This is a genomic window from Caulobacter sp. UNC358MFTsu5.1 (assembly GCF_000712075.1).
Taxonomy (GTDB): domain Bacteria; phylum Pseudomonadota; class Alphaproteobacteria; order Caulobacterales; family Caulobacteraceae; genus Caulobacter.
This window is the reverse complement of the sequence record NZ_JONW01000009.1, coordinates 440847-460037: the sequence shown is the minus strand read 5'-3', so window position 1 is coordinate 460037 and position 19191 is coordinate 440847. Positions and strand designations below refer to the sequence as shown.

The window sequence follows — 19191 nt, the reverse complement described above, 5'->3', positions numbered from 1 at the left end:
ATTATGCGGCCGCCGGGAAACCCTGCGGGGAATAAAGATTTAGGTCGGCGATATCAGCGGCTTGTCCGTCGCGGTGACGGGGACATGCACTCACGGCAAGGCCTCTGCCAGTCAATCAACGACCGTGGTGTGAGTGCGTGTCCCCTCCTTCGGCCGCGGCGTCACAAGAGTAGACACCCAGCCTCAGCGGACGACTTGGGGGACACGCACTCACTCTAGGCGCTCTGCAAACCGGCCGGCGCACGGCCGTGAGTGCATGTCCCCGATCGCAATCTACCGCCCCTCGATCCAGAGGTTCAGGGGCTGCTTCTCCTCGCGGCGGACCAGGATGGCGTGGCCGATCGCGAACACCACGATCCCGATGATCAGGCCGCCCCAGAAGCCGGCGGGGCTGGCGAACCACAGGGTCAGGGTCGAGATGGTGGTGGCCAGGCCCAGCATGCACCATCGCAGGAGGATGCTGAATCCGTGATAGGTCTGCTCGTGGGCGAGCAGTTCGGGTTTTCCGGTGTCGTTGAAATCGGCGTCCATGCGTCACCTCCGCTTGTCGTTGAGGTTCGGACCGGGCCGTCGTACGCGGCCTCGGGCCGAACACTAGGAACACCCTAAGCCCGTTCCCGGTTTCGCGCGAGGGCGGTTGCGGCGGGTCGAAGCGTCGCCATATCCAACCGATGGGAACCTTGCAGGCCACGCTCGTCCTGACCGCCTTCGGCGCCGCCGTGATCCTGCTCTGCGTCTGGGGCGTCCTGGCGCTGCGTCGCTCCAAGCGGTCGCTGGCCCCGGTGGCGGGCATGCTGATGCTGCTGGGCGCCTTCTTCACCGCCGACCCGCCGCCGCCCCCGAGGTCGGAGACGATCGCCCGGGACGACGCCGACGAGGACGCCGCCGGTGATCCGGAGGAGCTGGAGAACTAGGCGGAGCGCGGTTTCACCGCCGGATTATTGCTTTTTGATCCGCTCATCCCGGCGAATGCCGGGATGAGCGGGTGGAAGGAATGATGATGGCCGAGAGGTGTGAGCGCCGCGCTAGGCCGCCAGCCGCGCCAGCACGACCCGCATCAGCGGAGCCAGCGCGATGTCGCCCGGCGCGGCCGGGTCGATCCAGGCCAGCTCCTCGATCTCGGCCCGGGCGGCGATCTCGCCCTCGACCCTGGCCAGATACGCCGCCGCGCGCACCGTGAAGCCGGGCTCGTTGGCGGCCGGCGCCTCGAAGGCGCCCAGCAGGGTCGCCGAGACCAGTCGGGCGCCGATCTCTTCCTCCAGCTCGCGGGCCAGGGCGGTCAGGTCGTCCTCGCCGGGCTCGCGCTTGCCCCCCGGCTTCATGAAGATCGCCGTGCCGCGCTTGCGCACCACCAGCATGCGGCCGGCCTCGTCGCGGATCACGGCGGTGACGATGTCGATGCTGGGCTGGGTCATGCGGCCAGCTTAGCGACGGCGGCGAGTCGCGTCCTAGCCCAGCTTCTCAGCCGCCCAGGGCGCGAAATAGGTGATGATCCCGGCGGCGCCGGCGCGCTTGAAGGCGGTCAGGCTCTCCATCACGGCGCGGTCGTGGTCGATCCAGCCGTTCTGGGCGGCGGCCTTGATCATCGCGTACTCGCCCGACACCTGGAAGGCGTAGGTGGGCATGCGGAACTCGTCGACCAGGCGGCGCAGGATGTCGAGATAGGGCATGCCCGGCTTGACCATGACCATGTCGGCGCCCTCGGCGATGTCGAGCGCCACCTCGCGGAGGGCCTCCTCGGTGTTGGCCGGGTCCATCTGGTAGGTCTTCTTGTCGCCCTGGCCGGCGCTGAGCTTGGCCGAGCCGATGGCGTCGCGGTACGGGCCGTAGAAGGCCGAGGCGTACTTGGCGGCGTAGGACATGATCATCGTGTCCTGGAAGTTGGCGCCCTCCAGAGCCGCGCGCAGCTTGCCGATGCGGCCGTCCATCATGTCGGACGGGGCCAGGATGTCGGCGCCGGCCTCCGCCTGCATCAGGCCCTGTTCGATCAGGCGCTCGATCGTCGGGTCGTTGAGGATCCTGCCGCCCTCGACCACGCCGTCGTGGCCGTGGTCCGTGAAGGGGTCCAGGGCCACGTCGCACATGATGCCGACCTCGGGGGCGGCGTCCTTCATGGCCTTGACCGCGCGGGGGATCACGCCGTCCGGGTCGGACGCGATCGAGCCGGCGGCGTCCTTCCGCGACCCGTCGATGTGCGGGAAGATGGCGATGGCGGGGATGCCCAGATCGCGGGCCCGCACGGCGGCCTTGGCGGCCTCCTTGACCGACAGGCGCTCGACGCCCGGCATCGAGGCGACCGGGACCACGCCTTCGCCCTCGTGCACCACCATCGACCAGATCAGGTCGGACGGCTCCAGCGTGGTCTCGCGGACCAGGCGGCGGGTCCAGTCGGCCTGACGCAGGCGGCGCAGGCGGGTGGCGGGGTAGGGGGCGAGCGGGGGCGTGGTCATGGGGCGAGGTTTCGCGCGCCAGGCGGCGCGAGGCAAGGCGGTTGGTTGCTTAAGGGCGCTTGCCCCGCCCCGCGATCTCGCCAATGGTCGCGCCAGGGCTGAATCGAAGGGGCGGACCATGAAGCGGTTTGTGTTGGCGATGGCGTTCCTGGCGACCTCCCTTTTCGCGACCTCCTTTTTCGCAACGGCGGCCCTGGCGCGACAGGCGCCCCCGGCCAGCTACTACGACGTCAAGGCGCCCGACGCCTGGTCGGGCGGGGTGAAGATGGTCGACATCGACACCCCCTCGGGCAAGTTCCGGGTCTGGACCAAGCGGGTCGGCTCCAACCCGAAGCTGAAGGTGCTGCTGTTGCACGGCGGCCCGGGCGCGACGCACGACTATTTCGAGCCCTTCGACAGCTACTTCCCGGCCCAGGGCATCGAGTACATCTATTACGACCAGTTGGGTTCGGGGCGCTCGGACAAGCCCACCGACACCAAGCTGTGGACCATCGACCGCTTCGTCGATGAGGTGGAGCAGGTGCGCAAGGCGCTGAACCTGGGTCCGGAGAACTTCTGCGTGCTGGGCCACAGCTGGGGCGGCGTGCTGGCGATCGAGTACGCGCTGAAACACCAGGCCAACCTCAAGTGCGTGGTCATCTCGAACATGATGGCCTCGATCCCGGCCTACAACGACTACGCCGAGAAGGTGCTGATGCCCGAGATGGACCAGGCCCAGCTGGCCAAGGTCAAGGCGCTGGAGGCGGCGGGCAAGACGTCGGACCCGGACTACATGGGCACGCTGATCCCGATGCACTACGAGAAGCACATCCTGCGCCGTCCGGCCGACCAGTGGCCCGAGCCCGTGACCTATGCGTTCGGCCAGCTGAACGGCGAGCTCTACACCCTGATCCAAGGACCCAGCGAGCTGGGCGCCAGCGGTCTGCTGGAAAAGTGGGATCGCTTCGACGATCTGAAGCGGATCACCGTGCCGACCCTGGTGATCGGGGCCCGGTACGACACCATGGACCCGGCCTATATGGAGAAGATGTCCAAGCAGCTGCCCAAGGGACAGTACCTGTACCTGGCCAACGGCAGCCACCTGGCGATGTACGACGACCAGGCGAACTACTTCGCCGGGCTGACCGCGTTCCTCAGGAAGCAGGAATAGCCGGGCTTACGGCGCGTAGCTGGCGGGGCCGTCGTTCTTGGCGGTGACGGCGTCGATGCGGTGCCAGGTCTGCGACTTGCACAGCAGGCCGCCCAGGACGCAGCCCTTGGCCTTCATGGTGCGGGCGTCGACGAACTCGGCGGTGCCGGTCAGGGTGACCTTCAGCGTCGGCACATAGACCTTGCCGCGCATGCTGCCGTGGCCGGTGGGTTCGAAGTCGCGCAGCAGCTGCTTGCCGACCAGGGTGTCCAGGCCGCTCTTGCGGGCGTCGGCTTCGGCCTTGGGGCTGGCGTAGACCACCGTGCCGCAGGTGCTGGACCCGCAGCTCTTGATCGCGACCCGGACATTGTCCTTGGGACCCGTCCAGACGCCCAGGTCGGCCGCCTGGACAGACGACACGCTGACAAGCGCCGCGACCGCGGCGAAAACGGCAGTGAACTTACGCATGACAGAAAGACGACGCCTCCGATAACCGCGATTTATACCGAGGACGCGGCGGTTCAAGGGCGGTGCGACATTTGGTTCCCGCTTTTCTCGCGGTGCGACATTCAAAGTCACCGAGTGAGATATGATTGACACAGTCGCCCGGGCGCGGCACGTCAGCGGCCAAGAAGGCGAGGGGATCACTCTGCCCCGCTTGGGAGGATTTCGCGCATGGATTTCGCGCTCAACGACGATCAACGCGCCATCCAGGACATGGCCTCGGGCTTCGCGGCGGAACGCCTTGCCCCGCATTCCGCCGAGTGGGACGAGAAGAAGCACTTTCCGGTCGACGTGCTGCGCGAGGCGGCGGGCCTGGGCTTCGCCGGCATCTACGTCCAGGACGACGTCGGCGGCAGCGGGCTGTCGCGCCTGGACGCCTCGATCATCTTCGAGGCCCTCAGCTACGGCGACGTGCCCACCGCGGCCTATCTGACGATCCACAACATGGCCTCGTGGATGATCGACCGGTTCGGCTCGGACGCGCTGCGTCAGCGCTACCTGCCGCGCCTGACGACCATGGAGCTGATCGCCAGCTACTGCCTGACCGAGCCGGGCTCGGGCTCGGACGCGGCCGCGATGCGCACGACGGCGCGGCTGGACGGCGACCACTACGTGCTGAACGGCGGCAAGGCCTTCATCTCGGGCGGCGGCGTCTCGGACGTCTACGTCGTCATGGCGCGGACCGGGGGCGAAGGCGCCAAGGGCGTCTCGGCCTTCGTGGTCGAGAAGGGGACGCCGGGCCTCAGCTTCGGGGCCAACGAGCGCAAGATGGGCTGGAACTCGCAGCCGACGGCGGCGGTGAACTTCGACGACTGCCGCGTGCCGGTGGCCAACCGCATCGGCGGGGAAGGCGAGGGTTTCCGCTTCGCCATGATGGGCCTGGACGGGGGACGGCTGAACATCGCATCGTGCTCGCTGGGCGGCGCGGCCTTCGCCCTGGACACCGCCAAGGCCTATCTCGAGAGCCGCAAGCAGTTCGGCAAGCCGCTGAAGGACTTCCAGGCCCTGCAGTTCAAGCTGGCCGACATGGCCACCGAGCTGGAGGCCGCCCGCCTGATGGTGCGCCGCGCCGCCCACGCGCTGGACAACAAGGACCCCCAGGCCACCAAGCTGTGCGCCATGGCCAAGCGCTTCGCCACCGACGCCGGCTTCCAGGTGGCCAACGACGCCTTGCAGCTGCACGGCGGCTACGGCTACCTGCAGGACTATCCGCTGGAGCGCATCGTCCGCGACCTTCGGGTGCACCAGATCCTGGAAGGGACCAACGAGATCATGCGCGTCATCATCGCCCGCGAGATGTTCCGCCAGTGAAGTCGGGCCGTCCGCCTTGGTCTTGGGTCGCGCTGACGGTTTCGACCGCGTTGTTGGGCCTATGCTTGATCCTGACTATGTTCTTCGTGGCGGGTTTCCGCCGAGGACTGGATGCGGACGGTGTTCCCCGGATGATGGAGGCGTCCGCATTGGATTTGCTGATGGGGATCGGGCTCATAGGCTTGATCGGGTCGCCGTTCATCGTCCTGGGCTGGTGGCTGGCGGGAAGGTTGGGGCGATCAGGCGCGTTCCCCGTCCTCGTCGCGGCGCCGCCGACGATCCTGATGTTCGTGAATCAGGCGTATTGGATCATCGACGAGGCCCTCGAGGCGCCGATGAACATCACGCCGTTCGAAGCCAATTCCTGGACCTATCCGCCCAACTGGCTCGAGCTGGCCGGGATCGGTCTGTCGTTCCTTTTCGCGGCGCTGGCCTATACGAAGCTGGCGCACGCGACGCGAGGAACGGGACTTCGATGATCTATCTCTGCCGCCACGGCCAGACGTTCCACAATCGCGAAGGCCGCATGCAGGGCCAGACCGAGTCCGACCTGACGCCGCTGGGCCGGGCCCAGGCCGGGGCCATGGGCGAGCTGTTGGCCTCGCTGATCGAGCGGCCGGCTGAGTGGCGCATCGTCGCCAGCCCGCTGCGCCGGGCGCGCGACACCGCCGAGACGATCGCCGCCCGCCTGGGCCTGCCGGTCGCGTTCGAGGACCGCCTGATGGAGGTCAGCGTCGGCGACTGGTCCAACCGCCTGCGCGACGACGTGAAACGCGAGAACCCGGCCCTGCTGTCCGACCCGGAGTGGGCGTTCAGGTCGCCGGGCGGCGAGACCTATGACGACATCATGGGCCGCGTCTCCGGCTGGCTGGCCGAGCAGCCGCCCGAGCCCGGGCGCAGGCTGATCGTGGTCAGCCACGGCATCGCCGGCTGGATGCTGCGCGGCGCCTACGCCGGCCTGCCGCGCGAAGAGGTCATCGCCCTGGACACGCCGCAGAACGCCATCTTCCGCCTGAGCGGCGGCGTGATCGAGCGCCTCGCCTGCGACCCCGTCGCCGAACCCGCCTAGAGTCACGGACCGCCATGAACGACCAGCCCGAAGTCCTTGTCCGTGTTGAGAAAAACGTCGGGCGCATCACGCTGAACCGGCCCCAGGCGCTGCACGCCCTGACCCAGAACATGTGCGAGCTGATGATCGCCGCCCTGCTGGACTGGCAGGACGATCCGGAGGTCTACATGGTCATGATCGACCATGCGGGCGAGCGCGGCTTCTGCGCCGGCGGCGATATCCGCATGCTGGCCCACAGCGGCGCGGGCGACGCGGTCGAGGCGCGGGCCTTCTTCCACACCGAGTACCAGCTGAACCACCTGCTGTTCACCTACGACACGCCCGTGGTCGCCATCCTCGACGGCGTGGTGATGGGCGGCGGGGTCGGGATCTCGATGCCGGCCCACTTCCGGATCGCCACCGAGCGCACGACCTTCGCCATGCCCGAGACCGGCATCGGCCTGTTCCCGGACGTCGGCGGCGGCTGGTACCTGCCGCGCCTGCCGGGCAAGGCGGGGCTGTGGCTGGCCCTGACCGGGGCGCGGATCAAGGGCGCGGACTGCATGCGCCTGGGCGTCGCCACCCATTTCGTCGAGTTCGGCGCCGTCGAGGGCCTGAAGAAGGCCATCGTCGCCGACCCGCGCCGCATTGAAGAGACGCTGAAGAAGTACCGCGCCGACGCCGGCAAGGCCTCGCTGGTCGGCTTCGAGCAGGACCTCAACCGCCTGTTCGTCGGCGACAGCGTCGAGCAGATCTTCGAATTCCTGGAGGCCGACAGCAGCGACTGGGGCAAGGCCCAGCTGGCGGTCATGAAGACCAAGTCGCCCCAGACCCTGAAGGTGGCCTTCCGCCAGCTGGAGGCCGGGGCGGCGATGACCGACTTCGCCCACAACATGGCCATGGAGTACCGGATCGGCTCGCGCGTCGTGCGCCGCCACGATTTCATCGAGGGCGTCCGGGCCGTGATCATCGACAAGGACAATGCGCCCCGCTGGGACCCGGCCACGCTTGAAGACGTCACCGACGCCATGCTGGATGATATTTTCGCGCCGCTGCCCAGCGATCAGGAATGGTCGCCGCTGACGTAGCGTGAATGCTGCGCTAGCTTGGGGGCAATCAAGAAGACGTCGTCGGAAGGAATACCATGCGTAAGCCGTTACTCAGCCTCGTCGCCGTGCTCGCCCTCGCGGGCTGCGCCACGACTCCCATGGGTCCGATGGCGCCGCCGCCGCCTCCGCCCGCCGACGCGCCCGCCGCGATCCCGGCCAACATCGCCGCGGCCCTGTCCGACCCGAACCGTCCGGCCGCCGACATGGTCCGCGACGAGAACCGCCTGCCGGGCCAGACCCTGTCGTTCGCCGGCGTCAAGCCGGGCGCCAAGGTGGCCGACCTGATCCCGGGCGGCGGCTACTTCACCCGCATCCTGTCCAAGGCCGTGGGGCCCAAGGGCCACGTCTACGCCTATGTGCCCGACGAACTGACCAAGCTGGCCAAGCGCGAGCCGGCCGTGAAGGCCATCGCCGCCGATCCGGCCTACAAGAACGTGTCGGTGATCCTCAACACCCTGCCCAACTTCGCCGCGCCGGAGAAGCTGGACCTGGTGTTCACGGCCCAGAACTACCACGACATGCACGACAAGTTCATGGGCCCGGCCGACCTGTCGGTGGTCAACCGCCAGGTCTTCAAGGCCCTGAAGCCGGGCGGCGTCTACCTGGTTCTGGACCACTCGGCCGAGCCCGGCTCGGGCCTGCGCGACACCGAGACCCTGCACCGGATCGACGCCGAGGCGGTCAAGCAGGAGGTCACCGCCGCCGGCTTCATCTTCGAGGGCGAAAGCCGCGTGCTGCGCGACCCGTCCGACACCCGCAAGCTCAGCGTCTTCGACCCGTCGATCCGCGGCAAGACCGACCAGTTCATCTACAAGTTCCGCAAGCCGGCCGGGGCGCGATGAGCAAACCCTCCTGGCGGCGCGGCGCGAGGATTGTCGCGCTGCTGGGAGGCGCCCTCGCGCTGACGATCCTGACCCAGGTCGGGGGCGTGGCGCTGCTCCTGACGGCCTGGCTGACCCGCCTGCGTCGCTGGCCGGCCTGGCTGTCGGTTCTGGGGTTCGTCGCGGTCTACGGCGTGGTCAGCTTCGTGGTCGTCCCCCCGTTGGCCGAGATCGGCGGCCGCGTGCGGCTGTCCTGCGTGGCGGGACCCGGTCGCCCCTACGCGGCGGTCAATCCGGGGCTCTGCGTCCTCAACAGGAACTATGCGACCCCCGAGACCGACGCGCTGGTCGCGGCCCTGGCGACCCATGTGGCGGATCGCTATCCGGGCACGATCACGCGCTTCCTCGACGCCGGCTTTCCGTTCTTCGACGGCTTTCCGCTGATGCCGCACCTGTCCCATCGCGACGGGCGCAAGGTGGACCTGGCCTACTACTATCGCGAGGCGGACGGGCGGCGGGTGCTGGACGGCGCGGCCAGCCCGATCGGCTATTGGGCGTATGAGGCGCCGGGCGCCGACGAGGCGCGGCCCTGCGCCCACGCCAAGCAGCCGAACCTGCGCTGGGATTTCGCGGCGCTGCAGTCGCGGGTGACCCGCCGGGCCGACCCCGAACGGATGAGCGCGGCCCTGGCCTGGCTGACCACCGAGGGGCGCGCCCATGGCCTTCGCAAGGTCTTGATCGAACCCCATCTGAAGCAGCGATGGGCTCCGGGTGTGGACATGGTCCGCTTCCAGGGCTGTCGGGCGGCGCGCCACGACGACCACCTGCATCTCGAACTGTCGAAATAACGAAAAGGCCGAATGGCCGAGCGTAACCGGAGGAGACCTCACATGACCCGCATCGCCTTCATCGGCCTGGGCAACATGGGCGGCGGCATGGCCGCCAACCAGGCCAAGGCCCAGCACCACGTCAGCGCCTTCGACCTGTCGGCGGCGGCGCTTGAGAAGGCCGTGGCGGCCGGCTGCCACGCGGCGGGATCCGTGGCCGAGGCGGTCAAGGACGCCGAGGTCGTGATCACCATGCTGCCCGCCGGGCCGCACGTGCGCGGCGTCTATGGCGAGCAGGTCCTGGCCCATGCGCCCAAATCGGCCCTGCTGATCGACTGCTCCACCATCGACGTCGACAGCGCCCGGGCCGTGGCGGGGCAGGCGAGGGCGGCGGGCTTCCGCTTCGCCGACGCGCCCGTCTCCGGCGGGATCATGGCCGCCGAGGCCGGGACCCTGGCCTTCATGGTCGGCTGCGACGCGGCCGATTTCGCGCAGGTCGAGGCGGCGCTGGCCCCGATGTCGCGGGTGACCATCCACGCGGGCGACCACGGGGCGGGGCAGGCGGCCAAGATCTGCAACAACATGCTGCTGGGAATCTCGATGCTGGGGACCTGCGAGGCCTTCGCCCTGGCCGAGAAGCTGGGCCTGGCCGCCGACCGGTTCTTCGAGATCGCCAGCAAGTCGTCGGGCCAGTGCTGGTCGGTCTCGACCTACTGTCCGGTCCCGGGCGTGGGGCCCTCGACCCCGGCCGATCGCGGCTACGAGGGCGGCTTCGCCACGGCCATGATGCTCAAGGACCTGAAGCTGGCCCAGGAGGCCGCCGCCAAGTCCGGCGCCTCAACCCCTATGGGCGCCCAGGCCGAGGCGCTGTACGCCCTCTTCGACGGCAACGGATTCGGCGGCAAGGACTTCTCGGCGGTGCTGCAACTTCTGCGCGGAAAAATTGCCGACCTTCATTGACACAGCCTTGGCGAGAGTTCTCTCTAGCGAAGCTGTCCGTTCGCGAAGGCGACGCGTCGATTGGTGTATTTGTGACGGCCAATATCTATCGGTAGGTATACGCCCTTATGTGGACAGGGCGCGTCGCTGGTGCGAAAAGCCGAGCCTTGAGAAGGGACCGATAGGACTCGTCAAAGTCCGTCGGGTGAAGTGACCATGGACTACAAAGCCGCGTTCCAGACCGCTGTGGACCAGATCCGCGAAGAGGGCCGCTATCGGGTGTTCGCCGATGTGAAGCGCCATCGCGGCGCCTTCCCGCGCGCCACCTGGACCCGTCCGGACGGCGGCGAGAGCGAGATCGTGGTCTGGTGCTCGAACGACTATCTGGGCCAGGGCCAGAACCCCGTGGTGCTGGACGCCATGCACGCGGCGATCGACAACCACGGCTCGGGCTCGGGCGGCACGCGCAACATCTCGGGCACCAACCATCACCACGTCGAGCTGGAGGCCGAGCTGGCCGACCTGCACGGCAAGGAAGCGGCCCTGCTGTTCACCTCGGGCTACGTGTCCAACGAGGCCAGCCTGTCGGCGCTGCAGAAGATCCTGCCGGGCCTGATCATCTTCTCCGACGCCCAGAACCACGCCTCGATGATCGCCGGCATCCGCAACGGCGGCTGCCAGCGGCACATCTTCCGCCACAACGACCTGGCGCACCTCGAGGAACTGCTGATCGCCGCGCCGGCCGACGCGCCCAAGCTGATCGCGTTCGAAAGCGTCTATTCGATGGACGGCGACATCGCCGACATGGCCGGCACGGTGGCCCTGGCCAAGAAGTACGGCGCCATGACCTATCTGGACGAGGTCCACGCGGTCGGCATGTACGGTCCGCGCGGCGGCGGCGTCGCCGAGCGTGACGGCCTGATGGACCAGATCGACATCATCGAAGGCACCCTGGGCAAGGCGTTCGGGGTGATGGGCGGCTACATCACCGGCGACGCCGTGGTGATCGACGCCATCCGACTGGTCGCCTCGGGCTTCATCTTCACCACCTCGCTGCCGCCGGCCCTGACCGCCGGGGCCCTGGCCAGCGTGAAGTACCTGAAGCAGCACCCGGAGGTCCGCGAGGCCCACCAGGAGCGCGCCAAGACCCTGAAGGCGATGTTCAAGGCCGCCGGCCTGCCGGTGATGGAGAACGACAGCCACATCGTGCCGGTGCTGGTGGGCGACCCCGTGCACTGCAAGATGATCAGCGACATGCTGCTGGCCGACCACGGCGTCTATGTGCAGCCGATCAACTATCCGACCGTCCCGCGCGGCACCGAGCGCCTGCGCTTCACCCCCACGCCGTTCCACACCGACGACATGATGCGCAAGCTGGTCGTGGCGATGGAAAAGCTGTGGGCCCACTGCAACGTCGCCCGCATGGGCGGCCACGCGGCCTAGAGGAAACGCTTCTTCTTCGAATTCCGAACGGACCTACCGCCCCCGCATCTTGCCCTTGCCCAGTCCGATGGACTTGGCGAAGTCGGACCGACGCTCGGCGTAGGCCGGGGCCACCATCGGATAGTCCCCCGGCAACGACCATTTGCGCCGATATTCCTCGGGGCTCATGTCGTAGTGGGTGCGCAGGTAGCGCTTGAGCATCTTCAGGCGCTTGCCGTCTTCCAGACAGACGATGTAGTCGCGCTGCACCGAGCGCGAGACCGGCACCGCGGGCTTGGCGCGTTCGGCCGCCGGTTCGGACGAGGTCGATCCCAGGGCCGACAGCGCGCCGTGCACCGAGCGGATCAGGTCGGGGATCGCCGTGCGGGCCACGGTGTTCTGGGCGACGTAGGCGGCCACGATGCTGGCGCTGAGGCCCAGGATGTCGACGTCCTCGTCATTGGTCGCCGCCTCGCCGTACGCCGTCGCCATACCCGTTCCGCCCTGTCTGTCGATCTGTTTGAAAGTCGCCAAAACGCCCGGCGCGCCAGGTGGTCCTGGCGCCGGCGTCTGACCAACGCTTCGGCGCGCCGCGCGGTTCCCGGATTGATCACAGCGCGAAGGGCGGTAAAGAGAGCGCGACCGAACTCCGCCCGAGTCCTTTCCTCCAATCTCCCAGCCCCAGGAGAGCGTCCATGACCGCACCGGCCAACAACATCACCGCCGACAAGAGCGCCTTTTTCGGCGCCGATCTGGCCGCCGCCGACCGCGACATCTTCGACCGGATCGGGCTGGAGCTGAACCGCCAGCAGAACCAGATCGAGCTGATCGCGTCCGAGAACATCGTCTCGCGCGCCGTGCTGGAGGCCCAGGGCTCGATCCTGACCAACAAGTACGCCGAGGGCTATCCGGGCAAGCGCTACTACGGCGGCTGCGAATACGTGGACGAGATCGAGACCATCGCCATCGAGCGGGCCAAGGCCCTGTTCGGCGCCGGCTTCGCCAACGTCCAGCCGCACTCGGGCTCGCAGGCCAACCAGTCGGTGTTCATGGCCCTGCTGCAGCCGGGCGACACCTTCCTGGGCATGGACCTGGCCGCCGGCGGCCACCTGACCCACGGCTCGCCCGCCAACCAGTCGGGCAAGTGGTTCAAGCCGGTGTCCTACACCGTGCGCCAGCAGGACCAGCTGATCGACTACGACGCCGTCGAGGAGATCGCCAAGGCCGAGAAGCCCAAGCTGATCATCGCCGGCGGCAGCGCCTACAGCCGTCAGATCGACTTCGCCAAGTTCCGTGAGATCGCCGACAGCATCGGCGCCTATCTGATGGTCGACATGGCCCACTTCGCGGGCCTGGTGGCCGGCGGCGTGTTCCCCAGCCCGATCCCGCACGCCCACGTGGTCACCACCACCACCCACAAGACCCTGCGCGGCCCGCGCGGCGGCATGGTGCTGACCAACGACGAAGCCATCATCAAGAAGGTCAATTCGGCCGTGTTCCCCGGCCTGCAGGGCGGTCCGCTGGAGCACGTCATCGCCGCCAAGGCCGTGGCCTTCGGCGAGGCGCTGCAGCCGGCCTTCAAGGCCTACGCCCAGCAGGTGATCGACAACGCCAAGGCCCTGGCCGAGGCGCTGCAGGGGCAGGGCGTCAACATCGTCTCGGGCGGCACCGACAGCCACCTGATGCTGGTGGACCTGCGTCCCAAGGGCGTGACCGGCCGCGACGCCGAGCACAGCCTCGAGCGCGCCCACATGACCTGCAACAAGAACGGCGTGCCGTTCGACACCGCGCCGTTCACCGTGACCTCGGGCATCCGCCTGGGCACGCCGGCCGGCACCACCCGCGGCTTCGGCACGGCCGAGTTCACCCGCGTGGGCCAACTGATCGGCGAGGTCGTCAACGGCCTGGCCGCCAACGGTCCCGCCGGCAACGAAGCGGTCGAGGCCAAGGTCCGCGAGGAAGTCCTGGCCTTGACGGCCCGGTTCCCGATCTACAACTAATAGGCCCCATCTTGGTCGGGAGGGCCTAGATCATGCGTTGCCCGTTCTGCGGCCACATGGAAAGCCAAGTGAAGGACAGCCGCCCGTCGGAAGACGGCGCGGCCATCCGCCGTCGCCGGCTGTGCCCCGAGTGCGGCGGCCGCTTCACCACCTTCGAGCGGGTGCAGCTGCGCGAGCTGACCATCGTCAAGCGCTCGGGCCGGCGCTCGCCGTTCGACCGCGAGAAGCTGGTGCGCTCGATCTCGCTGGCCATGCAGAAGCGTCCGGTCGATTCCGAGCGGATCGAGCGGATGGTCAACGGCATCGTCCGCCAGCTGGAGAGCCAGGGCGAGACCGAGCTGCCGTCGTCGGCGGTGGGCGAGATGGTGATGAAGGCGCTGAAGTCTCTCGATGACGTCGCCTACGTCCGCTACGCCTCGGTCTATCGCGATTTCCGGGAAACTAGCGATTTCGCAAAGTTTCTCGGGCAGGAAGGCCTGAGCGACGTCGCCGAAGACGAACTATAGGCGCATTCTACGATTCGGTTTTCGGCGGCCTAGTCGTCACTCTACACTCGGATTCGGCGGCGAAGCCGCCGAGCGGCTACGATTGGATTTGGCGACGGCGCCGTTTGGTGCGAAGTGAGCGGTCCCGTCGAGGAGAATTCTAAGGACTATGGTGGAAGACAAGATTCGCCTGCTGATCGTGGAGGCCCGGCGTTATTCGGGGCTTTCCGACGCCTTGCTGCAAGGCGCGGCGGCGGCGATCGACGCCCAGGGCGCCGATTACGACGTGATCACCGTGTCCGAGGCGATGCAGATCCCCGCCGCCATCGCCCTGGCCGAGGAGGCCGGTCACCGGCCCGTCGGCGTGCGCTATGACGGCTTCGTGGCGCTGGGCGTCATCATGCGGGGCGAGACCTACCACTCCGAGATCATGGCCAACGAGACCGCGCGCGGCCTCAACGACCTGTCGTTCGGCAAGCGCCTGGCCATCGGCTACGGCGTGGTCAATGTCGACGAGGAAGACCAGGCCTGGACCCGCTCGCGCGCCTCGGAAGGCGATCGCGGCGGCAAGGCCGCCCAACAATGCCTGGAGATCGTGGGCTTGAAGCGTCAGCTGCTGGGGCAAGGCCGATGAGCCGCGGCGACCGCATCCAGCCGCGCTCGGTGGCCCGCCTGGCCGCCGTCCAGGCCCTGTACCAGATGGAAGTCTCCGGCGTCGGCGTCGACGCCGTCGTGCGCGAGTTCTCCGAGCACCGCTTCGACCGCGACGTCGACGGCCCCGACGGCGATCGCCTGGCCCAGGCCGACGAGACCTTCTTCGCCGAGCTGGCCAAGGGCGTCGTCGCCCATCAGGCCGCGGTCGACCAGGCCATCGTCAAGCGCCTGGCCTCGGGCTGGAAGCTGGAGCGCCTGGACGCCACCGCCCGCGCGGTGCTGCGCTCGGGGGCCTACGAGCTGATGCATCGGCCCGACGTGCCGAAAGAGGTCGTGATCGACGAATATGTCGAGATCGCCAAATCCTTCTTCGAGGGACCGGAATCCGGTTTCATCAACGGCGCCCTGGACGCCATCGCGCGTGACGCCAGAAGCTGACGACGATTGGTTCGACGAGCCGACGGCGCAGGCGCCGGCGGTCGATGACGCATGGTTCGACGAGGCCGCGACGCCCGCCGCCGCGCCGCCCGTCGACGAATTCGGCCTGATCGAGCGGCTGCTGCGGCCGCTGACCCGCGGCGACCGCGCGGCCCTGGACCTGCTGGACGACGCGGCCGTGCTGCCCTCGCGCCCCGGCTACGACCTGGTGATCACCAAGGACGCCATGGTGGCCGGCGTGCACTTCCTGGCCGGCGAGGACCTGGACCTGGTGGCCAAGCGGCTGCTGCGCACCAACCTGTCGGACCTGGCCGGCAAGGGCGCGGTGCCCTACGGCTACTTCCTGGCGGTGGGCTGGCCCTCGGGGACCACCCTGACCGACCGCGAGACCTTCGCGCGCGGCCTGGCCGAGGACGGCGAACTCTACGACATCAGCCTGCTGGGCGGCGACACGGTCACCACCTCGGGCCCGATGGTGGTCTCGGCCACCTTCCTGGGCTGGGTGCCCAGCGGCGACGCCGTGCTGCGCAAGGGTGCGCGGGTCGGCGACCGCCTGATGGTCTCGGGCACGATCGGCGACGGCTGGCTGGGCCTGCTGGCCCACTGGGGCGAGGTCGAGGACCCCGACGGCGGCCTGGTGCGCCGCTATCGACTGCCACCGCCGCGCCTGGCCATCCGCGACGCCCTGCGCGCCTACGCCCGCGCCGCCGCCGACGTCTCCGACGGCCTGCTGGCCGATGCGGCCCATGTGGCCAAGGCCAGCGGCCTGCGGGTCAATGTCGATCTCGACCGCCTGCCGCTGTCGCCCGGCGCCCGCCACTGGCTGGGCGCCCAGCCGGAAGCCGGCGAGGCGCGGATGTCGCTGGCCTCGGGCGGCGACGACTACGAGATCGTCTGCGCCGTCGACCCCACCGACGTGGCCGCCTTCCAGGCCGCCGCCATGGCCGCCGGCGTCCCCGTGCGCGACATCGGCGAATTCGTGGAAGGCGAGGGGATCTGCGCCCTGTTCAAGGGCAAGGACATCACGCCCGAACGCCTGGGCTGGCTGCACGGCTAAGGCCGGTAGCAAAACCTCAAGCCTTCTCGGTTAACAGGCGGAGCATGACCCGCCCCATCGCCGCCTCCCGCCGCGCCTTCCTGACCGTCTCGCTGGCCCTGCTGGCGACGCCCGCGCTCGCGCGCTCGGCCAAGAAGGAGAAGAAGGGCAGCAAGGAAGGCGAGGGCGAGGAAGCGCCCGATCCGGTGATCAAGCTGCAGTCGATGGCCCTGCCGATCATCGCCAACGGCAAGCTGGTCAACTACGTCTTCGTGCAGATGACCATCACCCTCAAGGACGGCGTGCCGACCACGGTCTTCGACGAGAAGGAGCCGGTGCTGCGCGACGCCATCGTCCGCGAGGCCCACGCCAAGCCGTTCATCCGTCCCGACAGCTACGTCGCCCTCGACGAGGGACGCCTGAAGGCCTCGGTCCTGCGCCAGGCCAACGGCCTGATCGGGCCGGGCAAGGTGGCCCTGGTGACGGTGGTCAAGCAGACACCGCGCAACTTCATCCCGCCGCCGCCCAAGCCCGGGGCACAGACCAAACCCGCGCCCAGCGCCGCGCCGGCCGGCGACCCGAACCTGGTCCCCTAGCCGCCACGGGGCGCCAAAGGGCCGTCCGGCGGCCTCCGCGCGGCCGCGAGCTCAAGTGAACGCCGTTCCCGCAACCGGTTGACACCTGCCGGTCAACTGGCACTGTCCTGCCCTTGGCGTCGCGACGGCGCCACAGGGAGCATCGAGGGGGCAAGAGGCCATAGGCCCGCCCGCCGTGTGCGGCCGGGGGCGGTCTCTTCGATCGTGATCCTGTCGGGGCGGCGAACCCTCTCGTGATTTGAAACGCGAAAGAGGGCGACTTACCGATGAGTTCTTGGCTTTACGTGGCCATAGGGGCCGGGCTGCTGGCGGTGCTGTACGGCGCCGTGCAGACGGCGTCTCTGATGCGGGCCTCGGCCGGCAATGCGAAGATGCAGGAGATCGCCGCGGCGATCCAGGAAGGGGCCCAGGCCTATCTGAACCGCCAGTATACGACGATCGCCATCGTCGGCGTGGTGGTCATCGCCCTGCTGGCCTTCTTCTTCAAGTCGTGGGAACAGCCGGTCGGCTTCGCCCTGGGCGCGATCCTGTCGGGCGCGGCCGGTTTCGCGGGCATGCTGATCTCGGTGCGCGCCAACGTCCGCACCGCCCAGGCCAGCTCCGAGAGCCTGGCCAAGGGCCTGTCGATGGCCTTCACCTCCGGCGCCGTGACCGGCATGCTGGTGGCGGGCTTCGCCCTGATCGGCGTGGCCGGCTACTTCGCCGTGCTGCTGCAGACGGGCCATGCGGGCACCGACCGCGTGGTGGTCGACTCGCTGGTCTCGCTGGGCTTCGGCGCCAGCCTGATCTCGATCTTCGCCCGTCTGGGCGGCGGCATCTTCACCAAGGGCGCCGACGTGGGCGGCGACCTTGTGGGCAAGGTCGAGGCCGGCATCCCCGAAGACGACCCCCGCAACGCCGCGACCATCGCCGACAACGTCGGCGACAATGTCGGCGACTGCGCCGGCATGGCCGCCGACCTGTTCGAGACCTATGCGGTGACGACGGTCGCCACCATGGTCCTGGCGGCGATCTTCTTCCGCGGCACCGAAGCGGTGAGCTCGATGATGCTGCTGCCGCTGGCCATCTGCGCGGTCTGCATCGTCACCTCGATCATCGGCTCGTTCGCCGTGCGCCTGGGCAAGAAGCAGAACATCATGGGCGCCCTCTACCAGGGCCTGATCGTCACCGGCGTGCTGTCGATCCCGGCCGTGGGCTGGGTGATCTTCCAGCTCGTGCCCGAGGCCGTCATGGTCGCCGGCAAGAGCGTCAGCGCGGGCGACCTGTTCCACTGCGGTCTGGTCGGCCTGGCCGTCACGGCGGCCATCGTGGTCATCACCGAGTACTACACCGGCACCAACTTCCGCCCGGTGAAGTCGGTGGCCCAGGCCTCGGTCTCGGGTCACGGCACCAACGTGATCCAGGGGCTGGCCATGTCGCTGGAATCCACGGCCCTGCCGGCCCTGACCATCATCATCGGCATCCTGGTGACCTATAACCTGGCGGGTCTGTTCGGCATCGCCATCGCCACCACCACCATGCTGTCCCTGGCCGGCTTCATCGTCGCCCTGGACGCCTTCGGCCCCGTCACCGACAACGCCGGCGGCATCGCCGAAATGGCCGGCCTGCCGGCGGAAGTCCGCGTCACCACCGACGCCCTGGACGCCGTGGGCAACACCACCAAGGCGGTGACCAAGGGCTACGCCATCGGTTCGGCCGGCCTGGGCGCCCTGGTGCTGTTCGCCGCCTACACCGAAGACCTGAAGTTCTTCTCGGCCCACGCCGAGGCGGGCAGCTTCTTCGACGGCATGGGTCCGGTGACCTTCGACCTGTCCAACCCCTATGTCGTGGTCGGTCTGCTGTTCGGGGGGCTGCTGCCCTTCCTGTTCGGCGGCATGTCGATGACGGCCGTGGGCCGGGCGGCCGAGTCGGTCGTGGCCGAGGTGCGCCGTCAGTTCCGCGAGAACCCGGGCATCATGACCTACCAGGTCAAGCCCGAGTACGGCAAAGCGGTCGACATCCTGACCAAGGCGGCGATCCGCGAGATGATCGTGCCGTCGCTGCTGCCGGTGGTCTCGCCGGTGGTGCTGTTCTTCGTGATCCAGGCCATCGCCGGCAAGGTCGACGCGTTCGCCGCGCTGGGCGCCATGCTGATGGGCGTGATCGTCACCGGCCTGTTCGTCGCCATCTCGATGACCAGCGGCGGCGGCGCCTGGGACAACGCCAAGAAGGTGATCGAGGAAGGCTTCACCGACAAGGACGGCGTCCTGCACAAGAAGGGCGGCGACACCCACAAGGCGGCCGTCACCGGCGACACCGTCGGCGACCCCTACAAGGACACCTCGGGTCCCGCCGTGAACCCGATGATCAAGATCACCAACATCGTGGCCCTGCTGCTGCTGGCGGTGCTGGCCCACGGGATCTGATCGGTTCCAACGGCCTG

Annotated in this window: 22 protein-coding genes; 17 read left to right on the top strand and 5 right to left on the bottom strand. The window is 68.5% G+C overall.

All coding sequences use genetic code 11. The features are described from left to right. Window positions 1-273 precede the first annotated feature (273 nt). Window positions 274-531 carry a hypothetical protein gene (locus tag BR39_RS0119400; RefSeq protein ID WP_029915243.1) on the bottom strand — a complete coding sequence of 86 codons (258 nt, stop codon included), beginning with the start codon at window positions 529-531 and terminating at the stop codon, window positions 274-276. 140 nt (window positions 532-671) lie between these two features. Here BR39_RS0119400 and BR39_RS0119395 point away from each other — a divergent pair, with 140 nt between their 5' ends. Next, the gene (locus BR39_RS0119395) at window positions 672-914 is read left to right on the top strand and encodes a hypothetical protein (RefSeq protein WP_029915241.1); all 243 of its coding nucleotides are present in this window, start codon (window positions 672-674) and stop codon (window positions 912-914) included. Window positions 915-1025: 111 nt separating this feature from the next. Here the strand turns inward: BR39_RS0119395 and BR39_RS0119390 are convergent, their stop codons facing one another. Both BR39_RS0119390 and hemB read right to left on the bottom strand, forming a co-directional pair. Then, window positions 1026-1415: an NUDIX domain-containing protein gene (locus BR39_RS0119390; protein ID WP_029915239.1), complete on the bottom strand. Its 390-nt coding sequence runs from the start codon at window positions 1413-1415 to the stop codon at window positions 1026-1028. A gap of 33 nt (window positions 1416-1448) precedes the next feature. Further along, window positions 1449-2450 carry a porphobilinogen synthase gene (gene hemB, locus BR39_RS0119385; RefSeq protein ID WP_029915238.1) on the bottom strand — a complete coding sequence of 334 codons (1002 nt, stop codon included), beginning with the start codon at window positions 2448-2450 and terminating at the stop codon, window positions 1449-1451. A 118-nt stretch (window positions 2451-2568) separates the two neighbouring features. Between hemB and BR39_RS0119380 the strand changes: the two genes are divergently transcribed. Further along, the gene (locus BR39_RS0119380) at window positions 2569-3600 is read left to right on the top strand and encodes a proline iminopeptidase-family hydrolase (protein ID WP_197026731.1); all 1032 of its coding nucleotides are present in this window, start codon (window positions 2569-2571) and stop codon (window positions 3598-3600) included. A 6-nt stretch (window positions 3601-3606) separates the two neighbouring features. On the opposite strand, the gene BR39_RS0119375 is transcribed toward BR39_RS0119380, so the two are convergent. Beyond that, the gene (locus BR39_RS0119375) at window positions 3607-4047 is read right to left on the bottom strand and encodes a DUF2147 domain-containing protein (RefSeq protein WP_029915236.1); all 441 of its coding nucleotides are present in this window, start codon (window positions 4045-4047) and stop codon (window positions 3607-3609) included. Between the two features lie 207 nt (window positions 4048-4254). Here BR39_RS0119375 and BR39_RS0119370 point away from each other — a divergent pair, with 207 nt between their 5' ends. The 8 genes from BR39_RS0119370 (at window position 4255) to hemA (ending at window position 11581) form a co-directional block, all read left to right on the top strand. Continuing rightward, window positions 4255-5394, top strand: coding sequence for an isobutyryl-CoA dehydrogenase (locus BR39_RS0119370; RefSeq protein ID WP_029915235.1), 1140 nt, complete (start codon window positions 4255-4257; stop codon window positions 5392-5394). 65 nt (window positions 5395-5459) lie between these two features. Then, window positions 5460-5873, top strand: coding sequence for a hypothetical protein (locus tag BR39_RS0119365; RefSeq protein WP_156035834.1), 414 nt, complete (start codon window positions 5460-5462; stop codon window positions 5871-5873). After that, window positions 5870-6463, top strand: a complete 594-nt coding sequence (locus BR39_RS0119360) for a histidine phosphatase family protein (RefSeq protein WP_029915233.1) — start codon at window positions 5870-5872, stop codon at window positions 6461-6463. Before BR39_RS0119365 ends, BR39_RS0119360 begins: the two co-directional genes overlap by 4 nt. 14 nt (window positions 6464-6477) lie before the next feature. Further along, window positions 6478-7530: an enoyl-CoA hydratase/isomerase family protein gene (locus BR39_RS0119355; RefSeq protein ID WP_029915232.1), complete on the top strand. Its 1053-nt coding sequence runs from the start codon at window positions 6478-6480 to the stop codon at window positions 7528-7530. A gap of 56 nt (window positions 7531-7586) precedes the next feature. Further along, complete coding sequence (locus BR39_RS0119350) at window positions 7587-8393, top strand: class I SAM-dependent methyltransferase (protein ID WP_029915230.1); 807 nt, start codon at window positions 7587-7589, stop codon at window positions 8391-8393. Continuing rightward, window positions 8390-9220, top strand: coding sequence for a hypothetical protein (locus tag BR39_RS0119345; protein ID WP_051695915.1), 831 nt, complete (start codon window positions 8390-8392; stop codon window positions 9218-9220). Before BR39_RS0119350 ends, BR39_RS0119345 begins: the two co-directional genes overlap by 4 nt. A gap of 12 nt (window positions 9221-9232) precedes the next feature. Beyond that, window positions 9233-10159, top strand: a complete 927-nt coding sequence (gene mmsB, locus BR39_RS0119340; RefSeq protein WP_304413049.1) for a 3-hydroxyisobutyrate dehydrogenase — start codon at window positions 9233-9235, stop codon at window positions 10157-10159. A gap of 195 nt (window positions 10160-10354) precedes the next feature. Then, the gene (gene hemA, locus BR39_RS0119335; RefSeq protein ID WP_029915224.1) at window positions 10355-11581 is read left to right on the top strand and encodes a 5-aminolevulinate synthase; all 1227 of its coding nucleotides are present in this window, start codon (window positions 10355-10357) and stop codon (window positions 11579-11581) included. 33 nt (window positions 11582-11614) lie between these two features. Here the strand turns inward: hemA and BR39_RS0119330 are convergent, their stop codons facing one another. Next, the gene (locus BR39_RS0119330) at window positions 11615-12076 is read right to left on the bottom strand and encodes a MucR family transcriptional regulator (RefSeq protein ID WP_369795651.1); all 462 of its coding nucleotides are present in this window, start codon (window positions 12074-12076) and stop codon (window positions 11615-11617) included. A 179-nt stretch (window positions 12077-12255) separates the two neighbouring features. On the opposite strand from BR39_RS0119330, the gene glyA reads away from it, so the two are divergent. The 7 genes from glyA (at window position 12256) to BR39_RS0119295 (ending at window position 19174) form a co-directional block, all read left to right on the top strand. After that, window positions 12256-13560 (top strand): serine hydroxymethyltransferase, encoded by a 1305-nt coding sequence (glyA, locus tag BR39_RS0119325; RefSeq protein WP_029915219.1) that lies wholly within the window; start codon window positions 12256-12258, stop codon window positions 13558-13560. Between the two features lie 32 nt (window positions 13561-13592). After that, the gene (gene nrdR / locus BR39_RS0119320) at window positions 13593-14066 is read left to right on the top strand and encodes a transcriptional regulator NrdR (protein WP_029915218.1); all 474 of its coding nucleotides are present in this window, start codon (window positions 13593-13595) and stop codon (window positions 14064-14066) included. A gap of 148 nt (window positions 14067-14214) precedes the next feature. Further along, window positions 14215-14679: a 6,7-dimethyl-8-ribityllumazine synthase gene (locus tag BR39_RS0119315; RefSeq protein WP_029915215.1), complete on the top strand. Its 465-nt coding sequence runs from the start codon at window positions 14215-14217 to the stop codon at window positions 14677-14679. Continuing rightward, window positions 14676-15137, top strand: coding sequence for a transcription antitermination factor NusB (nusB, locus tag BR39_RS0119310; protein ID WP_029915214.1), 462 nt, complete (start codon window positions 14676-14678; stop codon window positions 15135-15137). The genes BR39_RS0119315 and nusB overlap by 4 nt, the downstream gene beginning before the upstream one ends. Further along, window positions 15046-16194 carry a thiamine-phosphate kinase gene (thiL, locus tag BR39_RS0119305; protein ID WP_051695914.1) on the top strand — a complete coding sequence of 383 codons (1149 nt, stop codon included), beginning with the start codon at window positions 15046-15048 and terminating at the stop codon, window positions 16192-16194. The genes nusB and thiL overlap by 92 nt, the downstream gene beginning before the upstream one ends. Window positions 16195-16238: 44 nt before the next feature. Continuing rightward, a complete protein-coding gene (locus tag BR39_RS0119300) occupies window positions 16239-16769 on the top strand; it encodes a hypothetical protein (RefSeq protein ID WP_029915210.1) in 531 nt (176 codons plus the stop codon). A gap of 266 nt (window positions 16770-17035) precedes the next feature. Then, window positions 17036-19174, top strand: coding sequence for a sodium-translocating pyrophosphatase (locus BR39_RS0119295; RefSeq protein ID WP_029915208.1), 2139 nt, complete (start codon window positions 17036-17038; stop codon window positions 19172-19174). The last annotated feature ends 17 nt before the right edge of the window (window positions 19175-19191 follow it).